Origin of the sequence: Pectobacterium brasiliense, from assembly GCF_016950255.1 — a bacterium.
In the GTDB taxonomy this organism is placed as follows: Bacteria; Pseudomonadota; Gammaproteobacteria; order Enterobacterales; family Enterobacteriaceae; genus Pectobacterium; species Pectobacterium brasiliense.
On the sequence record NZ_JACGFN010000001.1, the window covers coordinates 256,239 to 274,887 of the forward strand.

Below are 18,649 nucleotides of genomic sequence, written 5' to 3' on the forward strand. Positions count from 1 at the left end.
ATAGCCCTTTAAAATAAAGGGCTATTTGTCGGTGACTATTTACACTCGTTGCACTCATCGATATAAGACGCGTGCTGGCTTCATCATTCTGGCATTATTTTGCTTGCCAATAACGACGTTTCGCCTGTTGCAGCTTTTCATAGGCTGCCAGCAGCGACTGGTGTGCAGGTAAAGAAGCAAAGGTGTCATCGACAGCAAACAGACCATAGAAGCACGCTTCGCCAGCAACAGCAGCGCTAGCGGCATCGACGGTCTCACTGCCGTACATTTTGGTAAAGGCATCGTAATATTCTGCCGGATCGCGCTCAGGCTCTTGCGCCAGTAACAGCAGCGTTTGCAGGCAACGGTAGTAGTTGCTGCACTGTGCTGTAAAGACGGAGTCATTGAAATCCTGCGTCCACTCTGTCCAGGTCAGAGCCTGATCCAGATCGCCGCCAGCCAGAGCCAGCATAGCTTTCAATTCGCCAACGCGCAGAGTGAGCCAGCCATTATCTTTGCCAGTGGCAATACCAAGCAGCTCGCGTACGCGGGTGAAGTCATCCAGCCCTTCGTCGTCCAACTGTTGCAACAGAGTCAGATAGTCTTCTTGCTCCCATTTGCTGTCAGGCAGCGCCAGCAGCGTGTCACGTAGGTGAGCGCCCATGCTGTTATTAGCCAATAACAGATCGTCGGCAGGGTAGATGTCGGACATTCCCGGCACAATGATGCGGCAGGCATAAACGGCCAGATGCTCATAGTCAGCAATGTAGACTTCTTTATCTTCCTGCTTGAAGATCGCCATCAACGTAGCGAATTCTTCTTCCGTTGACCCTTTAAAGCTCCAATCGGCAAATTCATAATCCGCTGTTTTCTTGAACGTATCCCAGGAGATCAGACCGCTGGAATCGATAAAGTGGGTTTCCAGATTGGCGTGCTCGGCCACTTCCTCATCATCGAACGTCGGTGGGGTGAACACGTCCAAATCTTTCAGGCCACGACCTTGCAGCAGTTCGGTGACGGTACGCTCCAGCGCCACGCCGAAGTCAGGGTGTGCGCCGAAGGAGGCAAAGCAGGTGCCGTTAGCCGGGTTAAACAGCACCACGCAGATGACCGGATATTTCCCGCCCAGTGAGGCATCGTAAGAGAAAATCGGGAAACCTTCTTTTTCCAGCGTTGCAATCGCTTCGACCACGCCTGGGTAGCGGTTCAGCACCTCTTGCGGAATTTCTGGCAGGCTGATGGATTCGGCAATGATGCGGTTCTTGATGCTGCGTTCAAACACTTCAGACAGTCCCTGAACGCGGGCCTCGTTGGCGGTGTTACCTGCGGACATCCCGTTAGAAACGTACAGGTTACCAATGATGTTCATCGGAATATAGACCGTTTGCTGATCGGACTGACGCGTAAATGGCAGTGCGCAAATGCCTCTGTCGGCATTGCCGGATTGCAGATCGATCAGATCGCTGGCGCTCAGTTCCTGCTCAGGATCGTAAAACTGGTGCAGACGGGCATCCAGAATCCCTTCCGGCAACGCATCATCTTCTGGAATAGGGAACCATTTTTCATTCGGGTAGTGAACGAAATCGCCGTTAGCGATGCTTTTGCCGAGATAGAAGTCAGCAAAGAAATAGTTGGTGGACAGACGTTCGAAATACTCGCCTAACGCAGAGGCCAGCGCCGCTTTCTTACTGGCACCTTTACCGTTAGTGAAGCAGAGTGGGCAATCGCGGTCTCGAATATGGACAGACCAGACGTTTGGCACCGGGTTCAGCCATGACGCTTCTTCGATGTTAAACCCCAGGTCCTGGAGCTGTTGTTGAAAACGGGCGATGGAATCTTCCAGGGCGGCGTCTTTGCCTGGGATAAACGTTTGAGTCATGGTGTTCACTCTTATCGAGATTAGCGGAAGCGGCATGATACGGATTTTTCTGTTCAGACTCTATTTATTCATAACCGATCGGCAACAGTGAAAAAGAACAGACTGCGTAACGTGCCGTTTTGCATAATGAAAGCGCAATAAGCGTTGCAGCCGCGATGGACGAGTGATAAAACCGATAGCAGGGTAAAAGTAGTGTGGTTATGGCGGTCGTTCCGTTATAACTACTATCTTGTAACAGCGGTATTTTTATAACCGTCAGGTTTATAAAAATGGTATTTGTAACAACGGTGATAAAAAGAGCCGCTATTTTTCAGGTGTGGTGAGGGGAAATGACTCAGATTTTTAATTTTAGCGCCGGTCCAGCAATGCTGCCGGTTGAAGTACTGCGTCGTGCTGAACAGGAATTGTGTAATTGGAATGGCCTGGGCACATCGGTTATGGAAATCAGCCACCGCAGTAAAGAGTTTATGCAGGTTGCCGCTGAATCCGAACAGGATCTGCGTGATTTGCTGAAAATCCCCTCTAACTACAAAGTGCTCTTTTGCCACGGCGGTGCTCGTGCGCAGTTCGCCGCAGTGCCGTTAAATCTTCTGGGCGAACGCTCAACGGCCGACTACATCGACGGTGGATATTGGGCGCACAGCGCAATCAATGAAGCAGAAAAATACTGCACGCCTAACGTGATTGACGTGAAAACGCGCGTGGGCGAACTGCGCGGCGTTAAGCCGATGCGTGAATGGAAATTGTCTGATGACGCGGCGTTTGTGCATTACTGCCCGAATGAAACCATCGACGGTATTGCGATCGAAGAAGAGCCGGACTTTGGCGATAAAATTGTGGTCGCCGACTATTCTTCCAGCATCCTGTCTCGCCGTATTGATGTCAGCCGTTACGGCGTGATCTATGCCGGTGCGCAGAAAAATATCGGTCCTGCTGGCCTGACGCTGGTTATCGTACGTGAAGATTTGCTGGGCAAGGCGCGCCGTGAGCTGCCATCGATTCTGGATTACCAGGTTCTGGCGGACAATGACTCCATGTTTAACACGCCGCCAACGTTTGCCTGGTACCTTTCCGGTATGGTTTTCAAATGGCTGAAAGAGTACGGCGGTCTGGCTGAAATGGAAAAACGTAACCAGGAGAAAGCCGACCTATTGTATAGCGCGATTGACGGTAACGATTTCTATCGTAATGACGTCGCGGTAGCGAACCGTTCTCGCATGAATGTGCCATTCCTGCTGGCGGATTCTGCGCTGGATAAAGTCTTCCTGGAAGAATCAGTCGCTGCGGGTCTGCATGCGCTGAAAGGCCATCGCGTAGTAGGCGGCATGCGTGCCTCTATCTACAATGCGATGCCGTTGGAAGGCGTGAAAGCGCTGACGGAATTTATGGCTGACTTCGCTCGTCGCCACGGTTGATTAAGACCGCCCCTCGATACATTTTGATCAGCCCCGGTCCTTCCGGGGTTTTTATGTCCACGTTGAAAGAATAGGCTTTACATGCAGGAATCCCTGACGCTACAACCCATCAAACTGATTAACGGTACCCTTAACCTTCCTGGCTCAAAAAGCGTCTCTAACCGTGCGCTGTTGCTGGCTGCCTTGGCTGAAGGAAAGACCCGGCTGACTAACCTGTTAGACAGTGACGATGTCCGCCATATGCTTACCGCTCTAACGGCATTGGGAGTGGACTACCACCTGTCGTCTGACCGGACGGTGTGTGAGATTACCGGTCTGGGTGGGGCGTTTACGGCATCGCAACCGCTGGAACTATTTTTAGGGAACGCCGGCACCGCGATGCGTCCACTGGCTGCCGCGCTGTGTCTGACCGATGGCGATATTGTGCTGACAGGCGAACCGCGGATGAAAGAGCGCCCAATCGGGCATCTGGTCGATGCGCTGCGTCAGGGCGGGGCGAAAATTGACTATCTGGAGCAGGAAAACTACCCACCGCTTCGTCTGCACGGTGGTTTTCAGGGCGGCGAAATCAGTGTAGATGGCAGCGTATCAAGCCAGTTCCTGACGGCGCTGTTGATGACTGCGCCTCTGGCCGCGCAGGATACGCAAATCAGCATTCAGGGCGATCTGGTTTCCAAACCGTATATCGATATCACGCTGCATATGATGAAAGCGTTTGGTATTGAGGTGCGTAACGAGAATTATCAGCGATTTTTCGTGACGGGTCGCCAGCAGTATCGTTCACCGGGTGATTATCTGGTGGAAGGCGATGCGTCATCGGCTTCTTACTTCCTGGCCGCGGCGGCGATTAAAGGTGGTGTAGTACGTGTGACCGGCGTAGGCCGTAAAAGCGTACAGGGCGACATTCGCTTTGCTGATGTGCTGGAAAAAATGGGTGCAACCGTGCGCTGGGGTGAGGATTATATTGAATGCGAACGCGGTGAACTGCACGCGATCGACATGGATATGAATCACATTCCTGATGCTGCGATGACTATCGCGACGGCGGCGCTTTTTGCTCAAGGTGGTACCACTACGCTGCGTAATATCTACAACTGGCGCGTGAAAGAAACCGATCGTCTGGCGGCAATGGCGATTGAACTGCGTAAAGTTGGCGCGGAAGTGGAAGAGGGTAATGACTACATTCGCATTACGCCGCCGACCAAGCTGAAAGTGGCAGAAATCGGCACGTACAACGATCACCGTATGGCGATGTGTTTCTCGCTGGTCGCGCTATCGGATACGCCAGTTACGATTCTGGATCCGAAATGTACGGCTAAAACTTTCCCTGACTACTTTGAACAGCTGGCACGTCTTAGCGAGCTGGCTTGATTCCTTTCTAAGGCACGGCTTCCGTGCCTTTTTCCACTATCGATTTTCCCCAAGCTACGCTCAGTTTTTCTTCTGAAATTGCGCATCGCGTTCAGAGAATGCCTTATTTTTCCCGCCATTCTGGCATTGGGGTAACCTTTCTTTGTATTGATGCGTATAATGAGGTTCCGTGATGCCATAAAACGGCATAAGCGGAACTTCCCAGTATTAAAGGAGAGAGAAATGACGGTGATGGCACCGGTAATTACGGTTGACGGACCGAGCGGCGCAGGCAAAGGTACTTTGTGTAAGGCATTGGCTGAGGCTTTACAATGGAACCTGCTGGACTCGGGAGCTATCTATCGTGTTTTGGCTCTGGCGGCATTACACCACCATGTGGATATCGGCTCGGAAGACGCGCTGGTTCCGCTAGCCTCTCATCTTGATGTGCGCTTTGTTGCAGAAGACGGGCAACTAAAAGTCATCCTGGAAGGTGAAGACGTTAGCCATGAAATTCGTACTGAAGCGGTAGGCAACACGGCGTCTCAGGCCGCAGCTTTCCCTCGCGTTCGTGAAGCATTATTACGTCGGCAGCGCGCATTTCGCGAGGCTCCGGGGTTGATTGCTGATGGCCGAGATATGGGAACGGTCGTCTTTCCTGATGCTCCAGTGAAGATTTTTTTGGATGCCAGTGCGGAAGAACGTGCACAACGTCGCATGCTACAGTTGCAGGGGAAGGGCTTTAATGTTAACTTTGAACGTCTTTTGTCTGAGATAAAAGAACGGGATGAGCGCGATCGCAGCCGCCCCGTTGCGCCGTTAGTGCCTGCTGCCGATGCGTTGGTGCTGGATTCAACGGAAATGACAATCGATGAAGTGATAGCGCGCGCGTTGGCTTATGCCCGCGAAATTTTAGCGTAATCACAGAAAACTGAATTTTTACCTCGCTGTAAGGATGCACAGCGGGGCATGTTAAACAACCCCATCGAGCAGGATGCCAGATGGACGTTAAATTGAAACCCTTAAGATTATCAAACATGACTGAATCTTTTGCTCAACTCTTTGAAGAATCCCTGAAAGAAATCGAAACCCGTCCTGGTTCCATCGTACGTGGTGTTGTTGTTGCTATTGATAAAGATGTCGTACTGGTTGACGCCGGTCTGAAATCTGAATCTGCCATTCCGGTAGAGCAATTCAAGAACGCACAGGGCGAACTGGAAATTCAGGTTGGTGATGAAGTTGACGTTGCTCTGGACGCTATCGAAGATGGCTTCGGTGAAACGCTGCTTTCTCGCGAAAAAGCTAAACGTCATGAAGCATGGCTGACGCTGGAAAAAGCCTACGAAGAAGCTGCAACTGTTACTGGTATTATCAACGGTAAAGTTAAAGGTGGTTTCACTGTTGAGCTGAACGGCATTCGTGCGTTCCTGCCAGGTTCTCTGGTAGACGTTCGTCCGGTTCGCGATACGCTGCATCTGGAAGGCAAAGAGCTTGAGTTCAAAGTTATCAAGCTGGATCAGAAACGCAACAACGTTGTTGTTTCCCGCCGTGCAGTTATCGAATCTGAAAACAGCGCTGAGCGCGATCAACTGCTGGAAAACCTGCAGGAAGGCATGGAAGTTAAAGGTATCGTTAAGAACCTTACTGACTACGGTGCATTCGTTGATCTGGGCGGCGTTGATGGCCTGCTGCATATCACTGATATGGCTTGGAAACGTGTTAAACACCCAAGCGAAATCGTCAATGTGGGCGACGAAATCACTGTTAAAGTGCTGAAGTTCGACCGCGAGCGTACTCGTGTATCTCTGGGTCTGAAACAGCTGGGCGAAGATCCATGGGTCGCTATCGCTAAGCGTTACCCAGAAAGCACGCGTCTGACTGGCCGCGTGACCAACCTGACTGACTACGGCTGCTTCGTTGAAATCGAAGAAGGCGTTGAAGGTCTGGTACACGTTTCTGAAATGGACTGGACCAACAAAAACATCCACCCATCCAAAGTTGTTAACGTTGGTGATGTAGTGGAAGTGATGGTTCTGGACATCGACGAAGAACGTCGTCGTATCTCTCTGGGCCTGAAACAGTGTAAATCCAACCCATGGCAGCTGTTCGCAGAAACCCACAACAAGGGCGACCGCGTTGAAGGTAAAATCAAGTCTATCACTGACTTTGGTATCTTCATCGGTCTGGACGGCGGCATCGATGGTCTGGTGCACCTGTCCGACATCTCCTGGAACGTGGCTGGCGAAGAAGCCGTTCGCGAATTCAAGAAAGGTGATGAAATCGCCGCTGTTGTTCTGCAGGTTGACGCAGAGCGCGAGCGTATCTCCCTGGGCGTGAAACAACTGGCTGAAGACCCGTTCAATAACTACCTGTCTGTTAACAAGAAAGGTGCTATTGTTACTGGTAAAGTTACAGCAGTTGACGCTAAAGGTGCTACAGTTGAATTAGCAGACGGTGTTGAAGGCTATCTGCGTGCTTCTGACGCTTCACGTGACCGTGTTGAAGATGCAACTCTGGTTCTGAGCGTTGGCGACAGCGTTGAAGCGAAATACACCGGTGTTGATCGTAAAAACCGCGTTGTTAGCCTGTCTGTTCGTGCGAAAGACGAAGCTGACGAGAAAGATGCAATCGCAACTGTTAACAACAAGCCGGAAGAAAACAATTTCTCCAGCGCGATGGCAGAAGCGTTTAAAGCAGCTAAAGGCGAGTAATCACTACGGTGGAATGAGCAACGTAAGTTGCTCATTCTTGTAACGGTAGTCAGTTATCCTGGTTATTGATAACCGCACTTGGAGGAGCTATGACCAAGTCTGAACTTATTGAAAGGCTTGCTGGACAGCAATCTCATATCCCAGCCAAAGTGGTTGAGGATGCAGTGAAAGAAATGCTCGAACAAATGGCTTCTACGCTAGCCGAAGGCGACCGTATTGAAATCCGTGGGTTTGGCAGTTTTTCACTTCACTACCGTGCACCGCGTGTAGGTCGTAATCCGAAAACGGGTGACAAAGTTGAGCTGGAAGGTAAGTACGTCCCTCACTTTAAACCGGGCAAGGAACTCCGCGACCGCGCTAATATTTACGGCTAATCGTTAGTCTTAAATACAAGCCTTATAAAAGCACCCACCTCGGGTGCTTTTTTACATTTATAACCATCATCTTCTCCGCACTTCCGTCGTTATGACGTGGTTATCTGGCATCGGATATATTGATATATTATCCCGCGCTATCAACGACTGAGAACGCGGGAACGGTTTACTTATTGTGACGCGCTTTCAGGCGGTTGATGATGGTCGCCAGATCTAAATCCTGATCCTGCAACAGCACCAACAGGTGGTACATTAAATCTGCTGCTTCGTTGGTCAGTTCTTCGCGATCGTGTACCGTAGCGGCTAATGCAGCTTCCAATCCTTCCTCACCGACTTTCTGCGCAATGCGCTTGGTGCCGCTGGCATACAGACGCGCTGTGTAAGAGCTATCTGGGTCAGCATGTTTACGCTCGGCCAGCAGTTGCTCTAACTGATAGAGGAACGTCCAGTCGCTGGTAGCAGGTGAGAAACAACTGCTGGTGCCCAGATGACAGGTTGGACCGATAGGATTAACCAGAATCAGCAGCGTGTCGTTATCGCAGTCTGGCGTGATAGAGACGACATTGAGGAAATGGCCGGAAGATTCGCCTTTTGTCCACAACCGCTGCTTGGTACGCGAGAAGAACGTAACTTTGCCGCTCTTTTCTGTGGCCTGTAAGGCATCCTGATTCATGTAGCCCAGCATCAACACTTCACCGGAGACGGCATGTTGCACGACAACTGGCAGCATACCGTCCGTTTTTTCCCAATCGAGCTGATTTCGTTGTTCGTCGTTTAGAAAGAACTCTTCGCTTAACACACTCGAATCTCCACACCCTGTTGCTTAAGATATTGTTTCAGTTCGCCAATATTAATAATTTGCTTGTGAAACACCGATGCTGCCAGCGCGCCATCAACGTGGGCGGTTTGGAATGCATCCAGAAAATGTTCCATGGTGCCTGCGCCGCCGGAAGCAATAAGCGGGACATGACAGACATCACGCACCAGATTTAACTGGTGTAAATCGTAGCCGTTGCGCACGCCGTCCTGATTCATCATGTTCAGGACAATCTCACCCGCGCCGCGCTTTTGCACCTCTTCCACCCAATCCAGCGTTTCCCAGGTGGTGACTTTGGTGCGCGCTTCATCGCCGGTGTACTGATTGACATGGTAGCGGCCCGTCGCAGCATCGTGCCAGGTATCAATCCCGACGACGATACACTGCACACCATAACGATCGGCCAGGCGAGTAATCAGCTCAGGGTCGGCCAGTGCCGGTGAGTTGATGGAGATTTTATCCGCGCCGAAAGAGAGGATTTGACCTGCTTCTTCCACGCTTTTAATACCGCCCGCCACGCAGAAAGGAATATCAATCACTTCTGCGACGCGCGATACCCAGCTTTTATCGACTACACGACCATCGGAAGAGGCGGTGATATCATAAAAGACTAACTCATCGGCCCCTTCCTGCGCGTAGCGCTGCGCCAGCGGGACGATGTCGCCGATGATTTCGTGGTTGCGGAACTGTACGCCTTTGACGACCTGGCCGTTACGCACGTCCAGACAGGGAATTATCCGTTTTGCCAGCATGAAATAGCCTCCGCGACGTTGAATTTACCTTCCAGCAGCGCACGACCCACGATCACGCCCTGCACACCGCTGCCGCGTAAATTGGCGATATCCGTCAGATTACCGATGCCGCCGGATGCCTGAAAGGCAATCTGCGGGTAGCGCTGGCTGATTTCACGATAGAGCTCGACGTTGGAACCGCTCAGCGTACCGTCACGGGAAATGTCGGTGCACAGTACATGCTTCAGACCGAACGGCAGATATTGTTCGACGACCTGTTCAAGCGTGGCGTCTGAATTTTCCTGCCAGCCGCTGATGGCGACGAACTTCGTGCCGTTGGCGTCAATACGCACGTCCAGTGCCAGCACCAGCGCTTCTGCACCGTAACGGGTGAACCATTGCTGAACGAGTTCCGGCTGCTTAACCGCGGTGGAGCCGATGACGACACGGCTGGCACCGGCTTTTAATAACGCTTCCACGTCCTGTTCGGTGCGGATACCGCCGCCGATTTGAACCGGTACGCTAACGCCTGCCAACAGCGTGGTTAACAAGGGGATTTGGCGGGCAGAAGGATCTTTTGCACCGGTCAAATCCACCAAATGCAGCACGCCGGCCCCTTGCTGCTGATAATCCTGTAAACGGGGAAGCGGATCGCTGCCGTACTGGCGCTGTTGGCCATAATCACCCTGATGCAGACGGACAACCTGTCCATCAATCAGATCTAAAGCGGGAATAATCATGACGTTCTACATCTCCAGAAAGTTTTTCAGCAACTGCGCGCCCGCAGCACCCGAACGCTCAGGGTGGAACTGCACGCCAAAGAAGTTATCTTTTTCCAGCGCAGCGGTGAAGGCTTCGCCATAGTTGGCTTGTGCAATCGTGTTTTCGCAGACTGGCATGGCATAGCTGTGAACGAAATAGAAATAGGCACCGTCATCGATATCGCGGAACAAACGATGTCCGGCCTTCGGAATGACCTGATTCCAGCCCATATGCGGCAGCGGTAAGCCGTGGTCAACCATCTTTTTCACGGGTGCATCGACAATCCCCAGCGTGGGGATACCGCCGTTTTCGTCGCTGTTTGTGCCCAGCAACTGCATGCCGAGGCAAATACCGAGAACGGGCTGGGTACAGGCCTTGATCAACGCAATCAGGTCGCGCTCTTCCAGTTGATTCATCGCGGCTTGCGCGGTGCCAACACCCGGCAGAAACAGCTTGTCCGCTTGTAGGACAATCTCGGCCTCACGGCTCACAACGGGCGTATATCCCAACCGCTGTACGGCGTAGGTCACCGAAGAGAGGTTAGCGCAGCCAGTATCAAGAATGACGACCTTCATCAGAGCACTCCTTTCGAGCTCGGCAGCGTGTCACCCTCGACGCGAATGGCCTGACGCAGCGTGCGTCCGAAGACTTTGAACAGGCTTTCCACACGGTGATGATCGTTGCGCCCTTTGGTTTTCAGGTGCAGCGTACAGGCCATGGAATAAGACAGTGAGCGGAAGAAGTGTTCGACCATTTCCGTACTCAGATCGCCGACGCGCTGGTAGCTGAATTCCGCTTTGTATTCCAGATGCGGACGGCCTGAAATATCCAGCGCGCAGCGTGCCAGACACTCATCCATCGGTAGGACGAAGCCAAAACGGCCAATGCCGCGTTTGTCGCCCAGCGCTTTGTTCAGGGCTTCGCCCAGTGCCAGACCGGTATCTTCCACCGTGTGATGATCGTCAATGTACAGGTCGCCTTTCACTTCAATATTCATGCGGAACCCGCCGTGGGTGGCGATTTGATCCAGCATGTGATCGAAGAAGCCGACGCCAGTGTTGATTTTGCTGCCGCCTTCCTGATCCAGCCAGACGTTCACATCAATCGCGGTTTCACGCGTGACGCGATTGACGTGTGCATGACGGTCGCGCTTGGTCAGTTGGTTGGTAATGGCTTGCCAGTTCAGTCCACCGCGTTGGTAGAGCAGGCCGGTTATGCCCATATTTTGTGCCAGTTGGATATCGGTCTGGCGATCGCCGATGACGTAGCTATTTGCTACATCCATCAGGCCATTATTCAAATAGGCGGTCACCAGTTCGGTTTTAGGCTTACGACAGGTGCAGTTATCCGCCGGCAGATGCGGGCAAATCAACACTTGCTCAAACCGAATGCCCTGCGATGTCAGAATCTGCATCATCAGGTTATGCGGTGGATCGAAGGTTTCCTGCGGAAAACTATCGGTTCCCAAACCATCCTGATTGGTGATCATCACCAGCGTATAGCCCGCTTTTTGCAGTGCCAGCAGCGAAGGGATGACATCTGGTTCCAGCGCCAGTTTATCCAGACGGTCAACCTGAAAATCCTCAGGCGGTTCAGCAATCAATGTTCCGTCACGGTCGATAAAGAGGTATTTCTGGCCCACGTGAGCTCCTTAAAATTAAGCGTTGATGCCCGGCAATGATTGTAATGCAGCAACAACGCGTTCACATTCGTAGCGGTTGCCGATAGTAATGCGCAAACAGCCTGCGAGGCTCGGTTGCTTGTTTTGGTCACGCAGAATAATGCCCTGATCCCACAGCGTTTTAAATACAGAAGGAGAAGCGGTAAAACGCACCAGCAAATAGTTGCTCTCGCTGGGGAAGATTTCTTCAATGCAGGGAATGTCTTTTAAGGCATCGCTCAGCCAGCGGCGAGCGGAGGTAATTTCCTCAACATTCGCCTTCATTTTGGCGATCCCTTCGTGACTCAGCGCCTGCGCGGCGATATCTGCCACCGGAGTGGACAGCGGATAAGGGGCAATCACCTTCAGCAGAAGCTGAATTACCTCAGGGTTTGCCAGCGTGAAGCCACAGCGCAGTCCAGCGAGTGAAAAGGCTTTGGACAAAGTACGCAGAATCACCAAATGAGGAAACTCAGCCAGCCAGACTGCGGTGGACGCCTGCGGACAGAATTCGATGTAGGCCTCATCGATAACGACCAACGCTTTGCCCTGTGCCATTGTGAGCAACTGACGTAAATCCTCCCGTGCAATCAGGTTGCCGGTCGGGTTGTTCGGGCTGCACACGTAAATGACTTTGGTGCCGTCTAGCTGTGCTTCAATCGCATCAAGATCCAACTGCCAGTCTGATTTACTGGCTACGGTGCGACGTTCGACGCCAAACGTCTCAGCGCTGACGGCGTACATGCCGTAGGTTGGCGGACAGAACAGGATGGCATCTTTCCCCGGTTCGCAGAACGCGCGGATCAGCAGCTCGATACCTTCGTCGGCACCGCGGCTGACCAGAACCTGCTCCGGCGTTACGCCAGCATATTCAGCGTAACGGTTGATCACTGTGACTGGCTGACATTCTGGGTAGCGGTTCAGCGTTTGCAGCGTTAACTGAAATGCTGGTGCTTCAGGATATTCATTAGCATTCAACCAGACATCGCCGTTACCGCCCAGACGACGGGCAGATTGGTAGGGGGTCAACGCACGGACGTTGGCACGTGCCAGTTCTTCAATGCTGCTCATGCTTGCTCCTTCAGTGCTGCAACACGCAGGGTAACGGCGTTCTTGTGGGCGGTCAGCTGTTCGGCCTGTGCCAATATTTCTATGGTCGGTGCCAGTTGCAGTAACCCCTGCGGCGTGAGCTGCTGTACGGTCATTCGTTTCTGGAAATCGGCCAGACCCAGGCTTGAATAAGTTGAGGTATAGCCATAGGTCGGCAGAACGTGATTAGTACCGGAGGCGTAGTCGCCAGCGGATTCCGGCGACCAGTCGCCAAGGAAGACTGAACCCGCGCTGGTGATGCTATCAACCAGTGACTCCGCGTCGCGCGTCTGGATGATCAGGTGCTCTGGGCCATATTGATTGCTGATTTCAACGCACTGCGCTAAATCACGCGCGACGATGACGCGGCTGCTGGCAAGCGCCTGACGCGCGATGTCTGCACGGGACAGCTGCGTGAGCTGCTCTTCAACGGCGTCTGCTACAGCTTTGGCCATTGCTGCGTCTGGCGTGAGCAGAATGACCTGTGAGTCCGGGCCGTGCTCTGCCTGTGATAACAGGTCGGAGGCGACAAACGCAGGCGTCGCGCCGCTGTCTGCGATCACCAGAACTTCGGATGGTCCAGCGGGCATATCAATAGCCGCGCCATCAAGCTGCTGGCTAACCTGACGCTTGGCTTCCGTCACATAGGCGTTGCCGGGGCCAAAAATCTTATCCACTTTCGGCACGCTCTCGGTGCCAAATGCCATCGCAGCAATCGCTTGCGCGCCACCGAGCTGAAAGACTTCTTTAATGCCACAGAGCTGCGCGGCATACAGAATTTCATCGGCAATCGGCGGCGGTGAGCACAGCACGACACGACCACAGCCAGCGATGCGCGAAGGTGTTCCCAACATCAGCACGGTTGACGGCAGCGGGGCAGAGCCCCGGGAATATACAGCCCGACGGTTGCGATAGGGCGAGTGAGCTGCTGGCAACGTACGCCCGGCTGCGTTTCGATATCGACAACCGGCAGTTTTTGCGCGTTGTGGAATGTCTCGATATTACGCACGGCGATCGCCATCGCCTGTTTGACGTCATCGCCCAGACGAGCGGAGGCAGCGGCGATCTCAGCCTCGGTGACGCGAATCGCATTCACCTGAACCTTATCAAACTGCGCGCTGTAGTCACGCAACGCGCTATCACCACGGCTTTTCACGTTTGCCAGAATATCGCCCACGATGGCGGTAATGCGATCTGACGCAGAAATGGCCGGACGAGTGAGTAGCTGACGCTGCTCTTCTGCTGAACAGCGCTGCCAGTCAACGAGCGTGCTGAAGCTGCCAGTGCTGTTGGTGTTATCAGCCATCGTCATCACTCCATCATTTTTTCAATAGGCAGAACCAGAATGGAGCTGGCACCCAAAGATTTCAGCTTTTCCATCGTTTCCCAGAACAGCGTTTCGCTACTGACCATGTGCATGGCAACGCGGCTTTGATCGCCAGCCAGCGGCAGAATGGTGGGGCGTTCGGCGCCAGGCAACAGGGCGATGACTTCTTCCAGACGTTCGCTAGGCGCGTGCAGCATGATGTATTTCGATTCACGCGCCTGAATCACGCCTTGCATACGGGTCAGCAGTTTATCGATCAGCAGCTGTTTCTCTTCTGGCATCTCGCCGTCGCGCTGAATCAGGCAGGCTTTAGAACGGTAAATCACTTCCACTTCGCGCAGGCCGTTGGCTTCGAGCGTGGCACCGGTTGATACCAGATCGCAGATGGCATCGGCCAGACCGGCGCGCGGTGCGACTTCGACGGAACCGTTGAGCAGACAGGATTTGAAATTGACAGATTGTCTGTCGAGATATTGTTTGAGCAGGTGAGGATAAGAAGTGGCGATACGTTTGTTTTGCAGGCATTCAGGACCGGTATAGGCTTCGTCCAGCGGCATCGCCAGCGACAGGCGGCAACCGCCGAAATCCAGACGGCGCAGCGTGAAGTAACGCGGATCTTCGCCCTGTGCACGACGGTTTAACAGCTCTTCTTCAAGCACGTTTTCGCCGATGATGCCCAGATCGACCACACCATCCATGACCAGGCCGGGGATATCGTCATCGCGTACGCGCAGGATATCAATCGGCATATTTTCTGCGAACGCGATCAGGCGCTGTTGCTGTAAGTTGATTTTGATCCCGCAGCGCGCCAGCAGTTCGCGTGAATCGTCGCTCAGGCGGCCTGACTTCTGCATTGCTATCCGTAAACGTGTTTTATCCAGCATGGAAACCTCATTAACCTGTCAAATTTAAATTTTTGGAAATAGAGCGAGCATAAAAAAACGTCGGGAACGTTTTTTAACGTTGCATAGCAACGGCCTGCAAGGTGCGCGCAAGGATAGCGCGCATAAAAAAACCCTCGGAAGATGATCTTCCGAGGGCTCTCTTTGTGTTCTGCGCCACTGGAAGATCTTAACGTCTTCCAGCACCAACTGCCCGAAAGACTAATCAGGATGATGGTGATGATGGTGGTTAAACAGAACGCGTGTCATAAAGTGTCTCTTTGTTGTGTCAGTATTTATTAAATGAATAACGATTTCTGTCGAATAACCTAAACCATGTTCGGGTTGTTGTGCAACATTTTTTTAGCAGATGTGGGAAGTTCGTTTTGGTTGCGTGATGCGTCTGCCTAGTTGCTCGAGATATTGGCCCCAGGATAGACATAAAGCGCTGCTGAAATCGGACAGGCTCTGTAGCGATGGGCATGAAAGCCGTTTACTCTGTAGGCGGTGCGTGATGTTAATTAACAGGCTCCTTGCAGGGGAGAACGGCTGATGAAAAAAGTATCGATTGTTGGATTGGGCTGGCTGGGTATGCCGCTGGCTCTGGCGCTGAATGGGCACGGTTACCGCGTGACAGGGACGAAAACCACTCAGGATGGCGTGGAAGCTGCGCGTATGAGTGGGATTGAGTGCTATCAACTGGCTCTGACGCCGGAATTGGAATGTGACGCTGATGAGCTTAGCGCGCTATTACAGGCTGACGTGCTGATCGTGACATTGCCCGCCAGCCGAACGGCGGAAGGGGGCGAAGGGTATGCACAAGCGGTACAGCAACTGGTGAATATGGCGCGCGTGTTCCATGTCCCGCGTATTATCTTCACCAGTTCAACCTCGGTTTATGGCGATAGCAGCGGCACAGCAAGAGAAAACTCGCCACTACAGCCGACGACGGTCGCAGGGAAAACGCTGGTGTCCCTCGAACAGTGGTTGCAGCATCTACCTGATACTTCGGTGGATATCTTGCGTCTTGCGGGGCTGGTCGGCGGTGAACGCCATCCTGGGCGTTTCCTTGCTGGCAAAGCCAATCTGCCGCGTGGCAATCATGGCGTGAATCTGGTGCATCAGGAAGATGTGCTGGCGGCGATCCTGCTGCTGCTTAAGCTTCCGAACGGTGGGCATATCTATAACCTGTGTGCGCCAGAACATCCTGCCAGACAGGACTTTTACCCTGAACAGGCGCGCAGATTGCACCTGTCTCCGCCGCAGTTTGCTCCTGTAACCGACAGCGATCAGGGGAAGATTGTTGATGGGCAGCGTATCTGCCATGAACTCGGGTTTGAGTATCAATATCCTAACCCTTCAACGATGCCACTGAATGAAGGCTTGTAGCGCTAACCGCAATCCGTGCGGCTTTTTTTGTCGCCATTTTTTGATACCGCTATAGGGTTCCAGATACGCCCGGATATGTGTGAAGTATCCGGGCGTGAGGCGTTAAAACGACGTCCAGTCACTTTCTGACGACGCGGTTTTTTTGTCTGCCGTTGACACACGTTTTGGCAGCGCGTGTCGTGGCGTAGAGGATGACGTACGTGAGCCAGCGCGGTTGTCAGATTGAGACACGCGGAAGTGCTCAAGCAGTTTCTCCAGCAGCACAGCTTGCTCTTCCAGCGAGTTGGCGGAAATGGAGGATTCCATTACCAGCGAGGCGTTCTGCTGCGTCGTGGTGTCCAGTTCACTGATCGCCTGCGCGATTTGCCCAATTCCCCGGCTCTGTTCCTCAGAGGCGGAGGAAATTTCCCCCATGATGTCGTTCACGCGGGAAACGGAATCGACGATTTGCTCCATGGTTTCTCCCGCAACCGCCACCAGATGACTCCCCGCATTGGTACGCTCGACGGACTCTGCGATCAGGGACTCGATGTCTTTGGCTGCCTGAGAACTGCGCTGCGATAAACTGCGCACTTCGCCTGCGACCACGGCAAAACCACGGCCTTGTTCACCAGCACGGGCGGCTTCTACCGCAGCGTTCAGCGCCAGAATGTTGGTCTGGAAAGCAATGCTATTGATGACGGTAGTGATATCGGCGATTTTTTTGGAGCTGGCTGCGATATTGTCCATGGTCGTCACCACCTGTTTCACGACCTCACCGCCTTTCAGCGCATTCTTGGACGCATCGGCAGCGATCTGACTGGCATGCTTGGCGTTGTCGGCGTTGTTTTTCACCGTTGACGTCAATTCTTCCATGCTCGCCGCGGTTTCAACTACGGCTGCCGACTGCTGCTCGGTGCGTGATGACAGATCGCTATTGCCTGTGGCAATTTTGCTTGCCGACTGGCTGACGCTACCGACGCTGTCCCGCACTTCGGAGATAACGTGGCGCAGTTGTTCATTCATCGTCCCCATTGCGTGGGTAAGCCGCCCCAGTTCATCGTGGCGATCGGTCTGAATCGAGGTGGTGAGATCTCCACTGGCAATACGTTCCGCCAGCGACAGGTTATGGATGATGGGTCTGGTGATAATCCGGGTGATGTAGATCGAAATGATGATATCGATGATCACGGCGATGAGACCGATAATCATGGTAATAGTGGCGGAGTGATAGGCCAGTTCATCGTTTTTCGCTTTGATAATGGCCGTCAGCGCGTTGATGTCTGCGCTGCTTTTCGTTCCTGCTCTCATGACCAAATACTCTGCTTTTTTCACGTCGTCGAAAGCGGTGTAATAGTCTGCATTAATCTGTTGATATTGTTTGATGTAATTGCGCAATGCGTCAGCCTGACTTTTCAGGTCGGCAGGTAAAATCGGTAAGGCCTGATAGGCTGATTCCGTTTCCGCATAACGATTATTCAGAGCAGTGACTGTTTTCTCATCTTTTGTTATTTGCAGTTCATAGCTCAGCTTTTGCACTTCACTTAACAAGAATGCCAGTCTGCTCATCGCGTAATAAGCATCGTTATCGGGGAATGAACTGGTGCTATGAATAGTCTGTGCAACAGGTTCCAGCGTGGCTTGTGCATGGAGTTGATTCATTTTTCCCTGAATAGCAACCGCTTTTTGTGTTGCAACAGACATAGCGGATACCGACGTCTGAAAGCCTTCTAAGTTTTCTTTTAAGCTGTTGATGTGGCCTAACTCATCGGCGCTCCAGGCCAGCGTTTTTGCACTGTCTGTTAAGTCTGTCGCGCTTTTAACGAATTTCGCCAGAATATCTTTTGTCTTCTCATCGGGGGCGTAGAAATATTTAACACGATTTATTTTTGCCTGAAATACCTCAATATTGATGCTGTAAATAAGATTGGTTTTCTCATAGATATCTTTAATGTCTTTAAATCTTTTTGTACTCAGCGATGAGGCAACAATAACGAGTAATAAAATAATGCCAAATCCCGCATACAGTTTATGTGCGATTTTTGTGTTACGGATTCGACTAGCAAGATGCTGCATTATAACTCTCCATGTATAACGATTTTAGTAATAATGACTACGGTTTTATTGCTAACTATTATTTCACTGTTAACGACAATGTTTTTCTAAACACGATTTCATTTCTAACTGCTGTTTCATTTCTAACTACTATTTCATTTCTAACTACAATGAGTTATCGGGCTTTCTTATCGCGATGTTAGTGCTGAAGTAGGGGATAATAACATTTTGTGATGGCTATCAATGCGGGC

General features: G+C 52.2%; 16 protein-coding genes, 1 pseudogene and 1 other annotated feature. Of the genes and pseudogenes, 6 read left to right on the forward strand and 11 right to left on the reverse strand.

Annotation, left to right across the window (positions count from 1 at the left end; genetic code table 11):
* Positions 1–94: 94 nt before the first annotated feature.
* Positions 95–1,858, reverse strand: coding sequence for a 30S ribosomal protein S12 methylthiotransferase accessory factor YcaO (ycaO, locus tag H4F65_RS01200; protein WP_010277176.1), 1,764 nt, complete (start codon positions 1,856–1,858; stop codon positions 95–97).
* A 329-nt stretch (positions 1,859–2,187) separates the two neighbouring features.
* Between ycaO and serC the strand changes: the two genes are divergently transcribed.
* From serC to ihfB, 5 genes are all read left to right on the forward strand, one after another.
* Entirely contained in the window at positions 2,188–3,273 is a 1,086-nt protein-coding gene (gene serC, locus H4F65_RS01205) for a 3-phosphoserine/phosphohydroxythreonine transaminase (RefSeq protein ID WP_010277174.1), read from the forward strand.
* An 81-nt stretch (positions 3,274–3,354) separates the two neighbouring features.
* Positions 3,355–4,644, forward strand: coding sequence for a 3-phosphoshikimate 1-carboxyvinyltransferase (aroA, locus tag H4F65_RS01210; RefSeq protein WP_010277172.1), 1,290 nt, complete (start codon positions 3,355–3,357; stop codon positions 4,642–4,644).
* A 222-nt stretch (positions 4,645–4,866) separates the two neighbouring features.
* A complete protein-coding gene (cmk, locus tag H4F65_RS01215) occupies positions 4,867–5,544 on the forward strand; it encodes a (d)CMP kinase (RefSeq protein ID WP_010277170.1) in 678 nt (225 codons plus the stop codon).
* A 116-nt stretch (positions 5,545–5,660) separates the two neighbouring features.
* Positions 5,661–7,334, forward strand: coding sequence for a 30S ribosomal protein S1 (rpsA, locus tag H4F65_RS01220; protein ID WP_010277167.1), 1,674 nt, complete (start codon positions 5,661–5,663; stop codon positions 7,332–7,334).
* Between the two features lie 89 nt (positions 7,335–7,423).
* Positions 7,424–7,708: an integration host factor subunit beta gene (gene ihfB / locus H4F65_RS01225; protein WP_005967571.1), complete on the forward strand. Its 285-nt coding sequence runs from the start codon at positions 7,424–7,426 to the stop codon at positions 7,706–7,708.
* A gap of 166 nt (positions 7,709–7,874) precedes the next feature.
* Here ihfB and hisIE read toward each other — a convergent pair whose 3' ends face one another.
* The 9 genes and pseudogenes from hisIE to hisL form a co-directional block, all read right to left on the reverse strand.
* Positions 7,875–8,507, reverse strand: coding sequence for a bifunctional phosphoribosyl-AMP cyclohydrolase/phosphoribosyl-ATP diphosphatase HisIE (gene hisIE, locus H4F65_RS01230; RefSeq protein WP_010277161.1), 633 nt, complete (start codon positions 8,505–8,507; stop codon positions 7,875–7,877).
* Positions 8,501–9,277, reverse strand: coding sequence for an imidazole glycerol phosphate synthase subunit HisF (gene hisF / locus H4F65_RS01235; RefSeq protein WP_010277156.1), 777 nt, complete (start codon positions 9,275–9,277; stop codon positions 8,501–8,503). The genes hisIE and hisF overlap by 7 nt, the downstream gene beginning before the upstream one ends.
* Positions 9,259–9,996, reverse strand: coding sequence for a 1-(5-phosphoribosyl)-5-[(5-phosphoribosylamino)methylideneamino]imidazole-4-carboxamide isomerase (gene hisA / locus H4F65_RS01240; RefSeq protein ID WP_005967577.1), 738 nt, complete (start codon positions 9,994–9,996; stop codon positions 9,259–9,261). Before hisA ends, hisF begins: the two co-directional genes overlap by 19 nt.
* Positions 9,997–10,002: 6 nt before the next feature.
* Positions 10,003–10,593: an imidazole glycerol phosphate synthase subunit HisH gene (gene hisH, locus H4F65_RS01245; RefSeq protein ID WP_010277150.1), complete on the reverse strand. Its 591-nt coding sequence runs from the start codon at positions 10,591–10,593 to the stop codon at positions 10,003–10,005.
* Positions 10,593–11,660: a bifunctional histidinol-phosphatase/imidazoleglycerol-phosphate dehydratase HisB gene (hisB, locus tag H4F65_RS01250; RefSeq protein WP_010277147.1), complete on the reverse strand. Its 1,068-nt coding sequence runs from the start codon at positions 11,658–11,660 to the stop codon at positions 10,593–10,595. The genes hisH and hisB overlap by 1 nt, the downstream gene beginning before the upstream one ends.
* Before the next feature lie 15 nt (positions 11,661–11,675).
* Entirely contained in the window at positions 11,676–12,749 is a 1,074-nt protein-coding gene (gene hisC, locus H4F65_RS01255) for a histidinol-phosphate transaminase (RefSeq protein WP_010277144.1), read from the reverse strand.
* A pseudogene (gene hisD / locus H4F65_RS01260) lies at positions 12,746–14,073 on the reverse strand (histidinol dehydrogenase). Before hisD ends, hisC begins: the two are co-directional and overlap by 4 nt.
* 5 nt (positions 14,074–14,078) lie before the next feature.
* Complete coding sequence (gene hisG / locus H4F65_RS01265; RefSeq protein WP_010277135.1) at positions 14,079–14,978, reverse strand: ATP phosphoribosyltransferase; 900 nt, start codon at positions 14,976–14,978, stop codon at positions 14,079–14,081.
* 122 nt (positions 14,979–15,100) lie between these two features.
* Positions 15,101–15,222: a sequence feature (His leader region), on the reverse strand.
* Positions 15,198–15,245: a his operon leader peptide gene (gene hisL / locus H4F65_RS01270; RefSeq protein WP_106389040.1), complete on the reverse strand. Its 48-nt coding sequence runs from the start codon at positions 15,243–15,245 to the stop codon at positions 15,198–15,200. It overlaps the preceding feature by 25 nt.
* A 282-nt stretch (positions 15,246–15,527) precedes the next feature.
* On the opposite strand from hisL, the gene H4F65_RS01275 reads away from it, so the two are divergent.
* Positions 15,528–16,364, forward strand: a complete 837-nt coding sequence (locus H4F65_RS01275) for an SDR family oxidoreductase (protein WP_010277132.1) — start codon at positions 15,528–15,530, stop codon at positions 16,362–16,364.
* Positions 16,365–16,466: 102 nt separating this feature from the next.
* On the opposite strand, the gene H4F65_RS01280 is transcribed toward H4F65_RS01275, so the two are convergent.
* On the reverse strand, positions 16,467–18,419 hold the full coding sequence (locus tag H4F65_RS01280) for a methyl-accepting chemotaxis protein (RefSeq protein ID WP_010277130.1): 1,953 nt from the start codon (positions 18,417–18,419) through the stop codon (positions 16,467–16,469).
* Between the last annotated feature and the right edge of the window lie 230 nt (positions 18,420–18,649).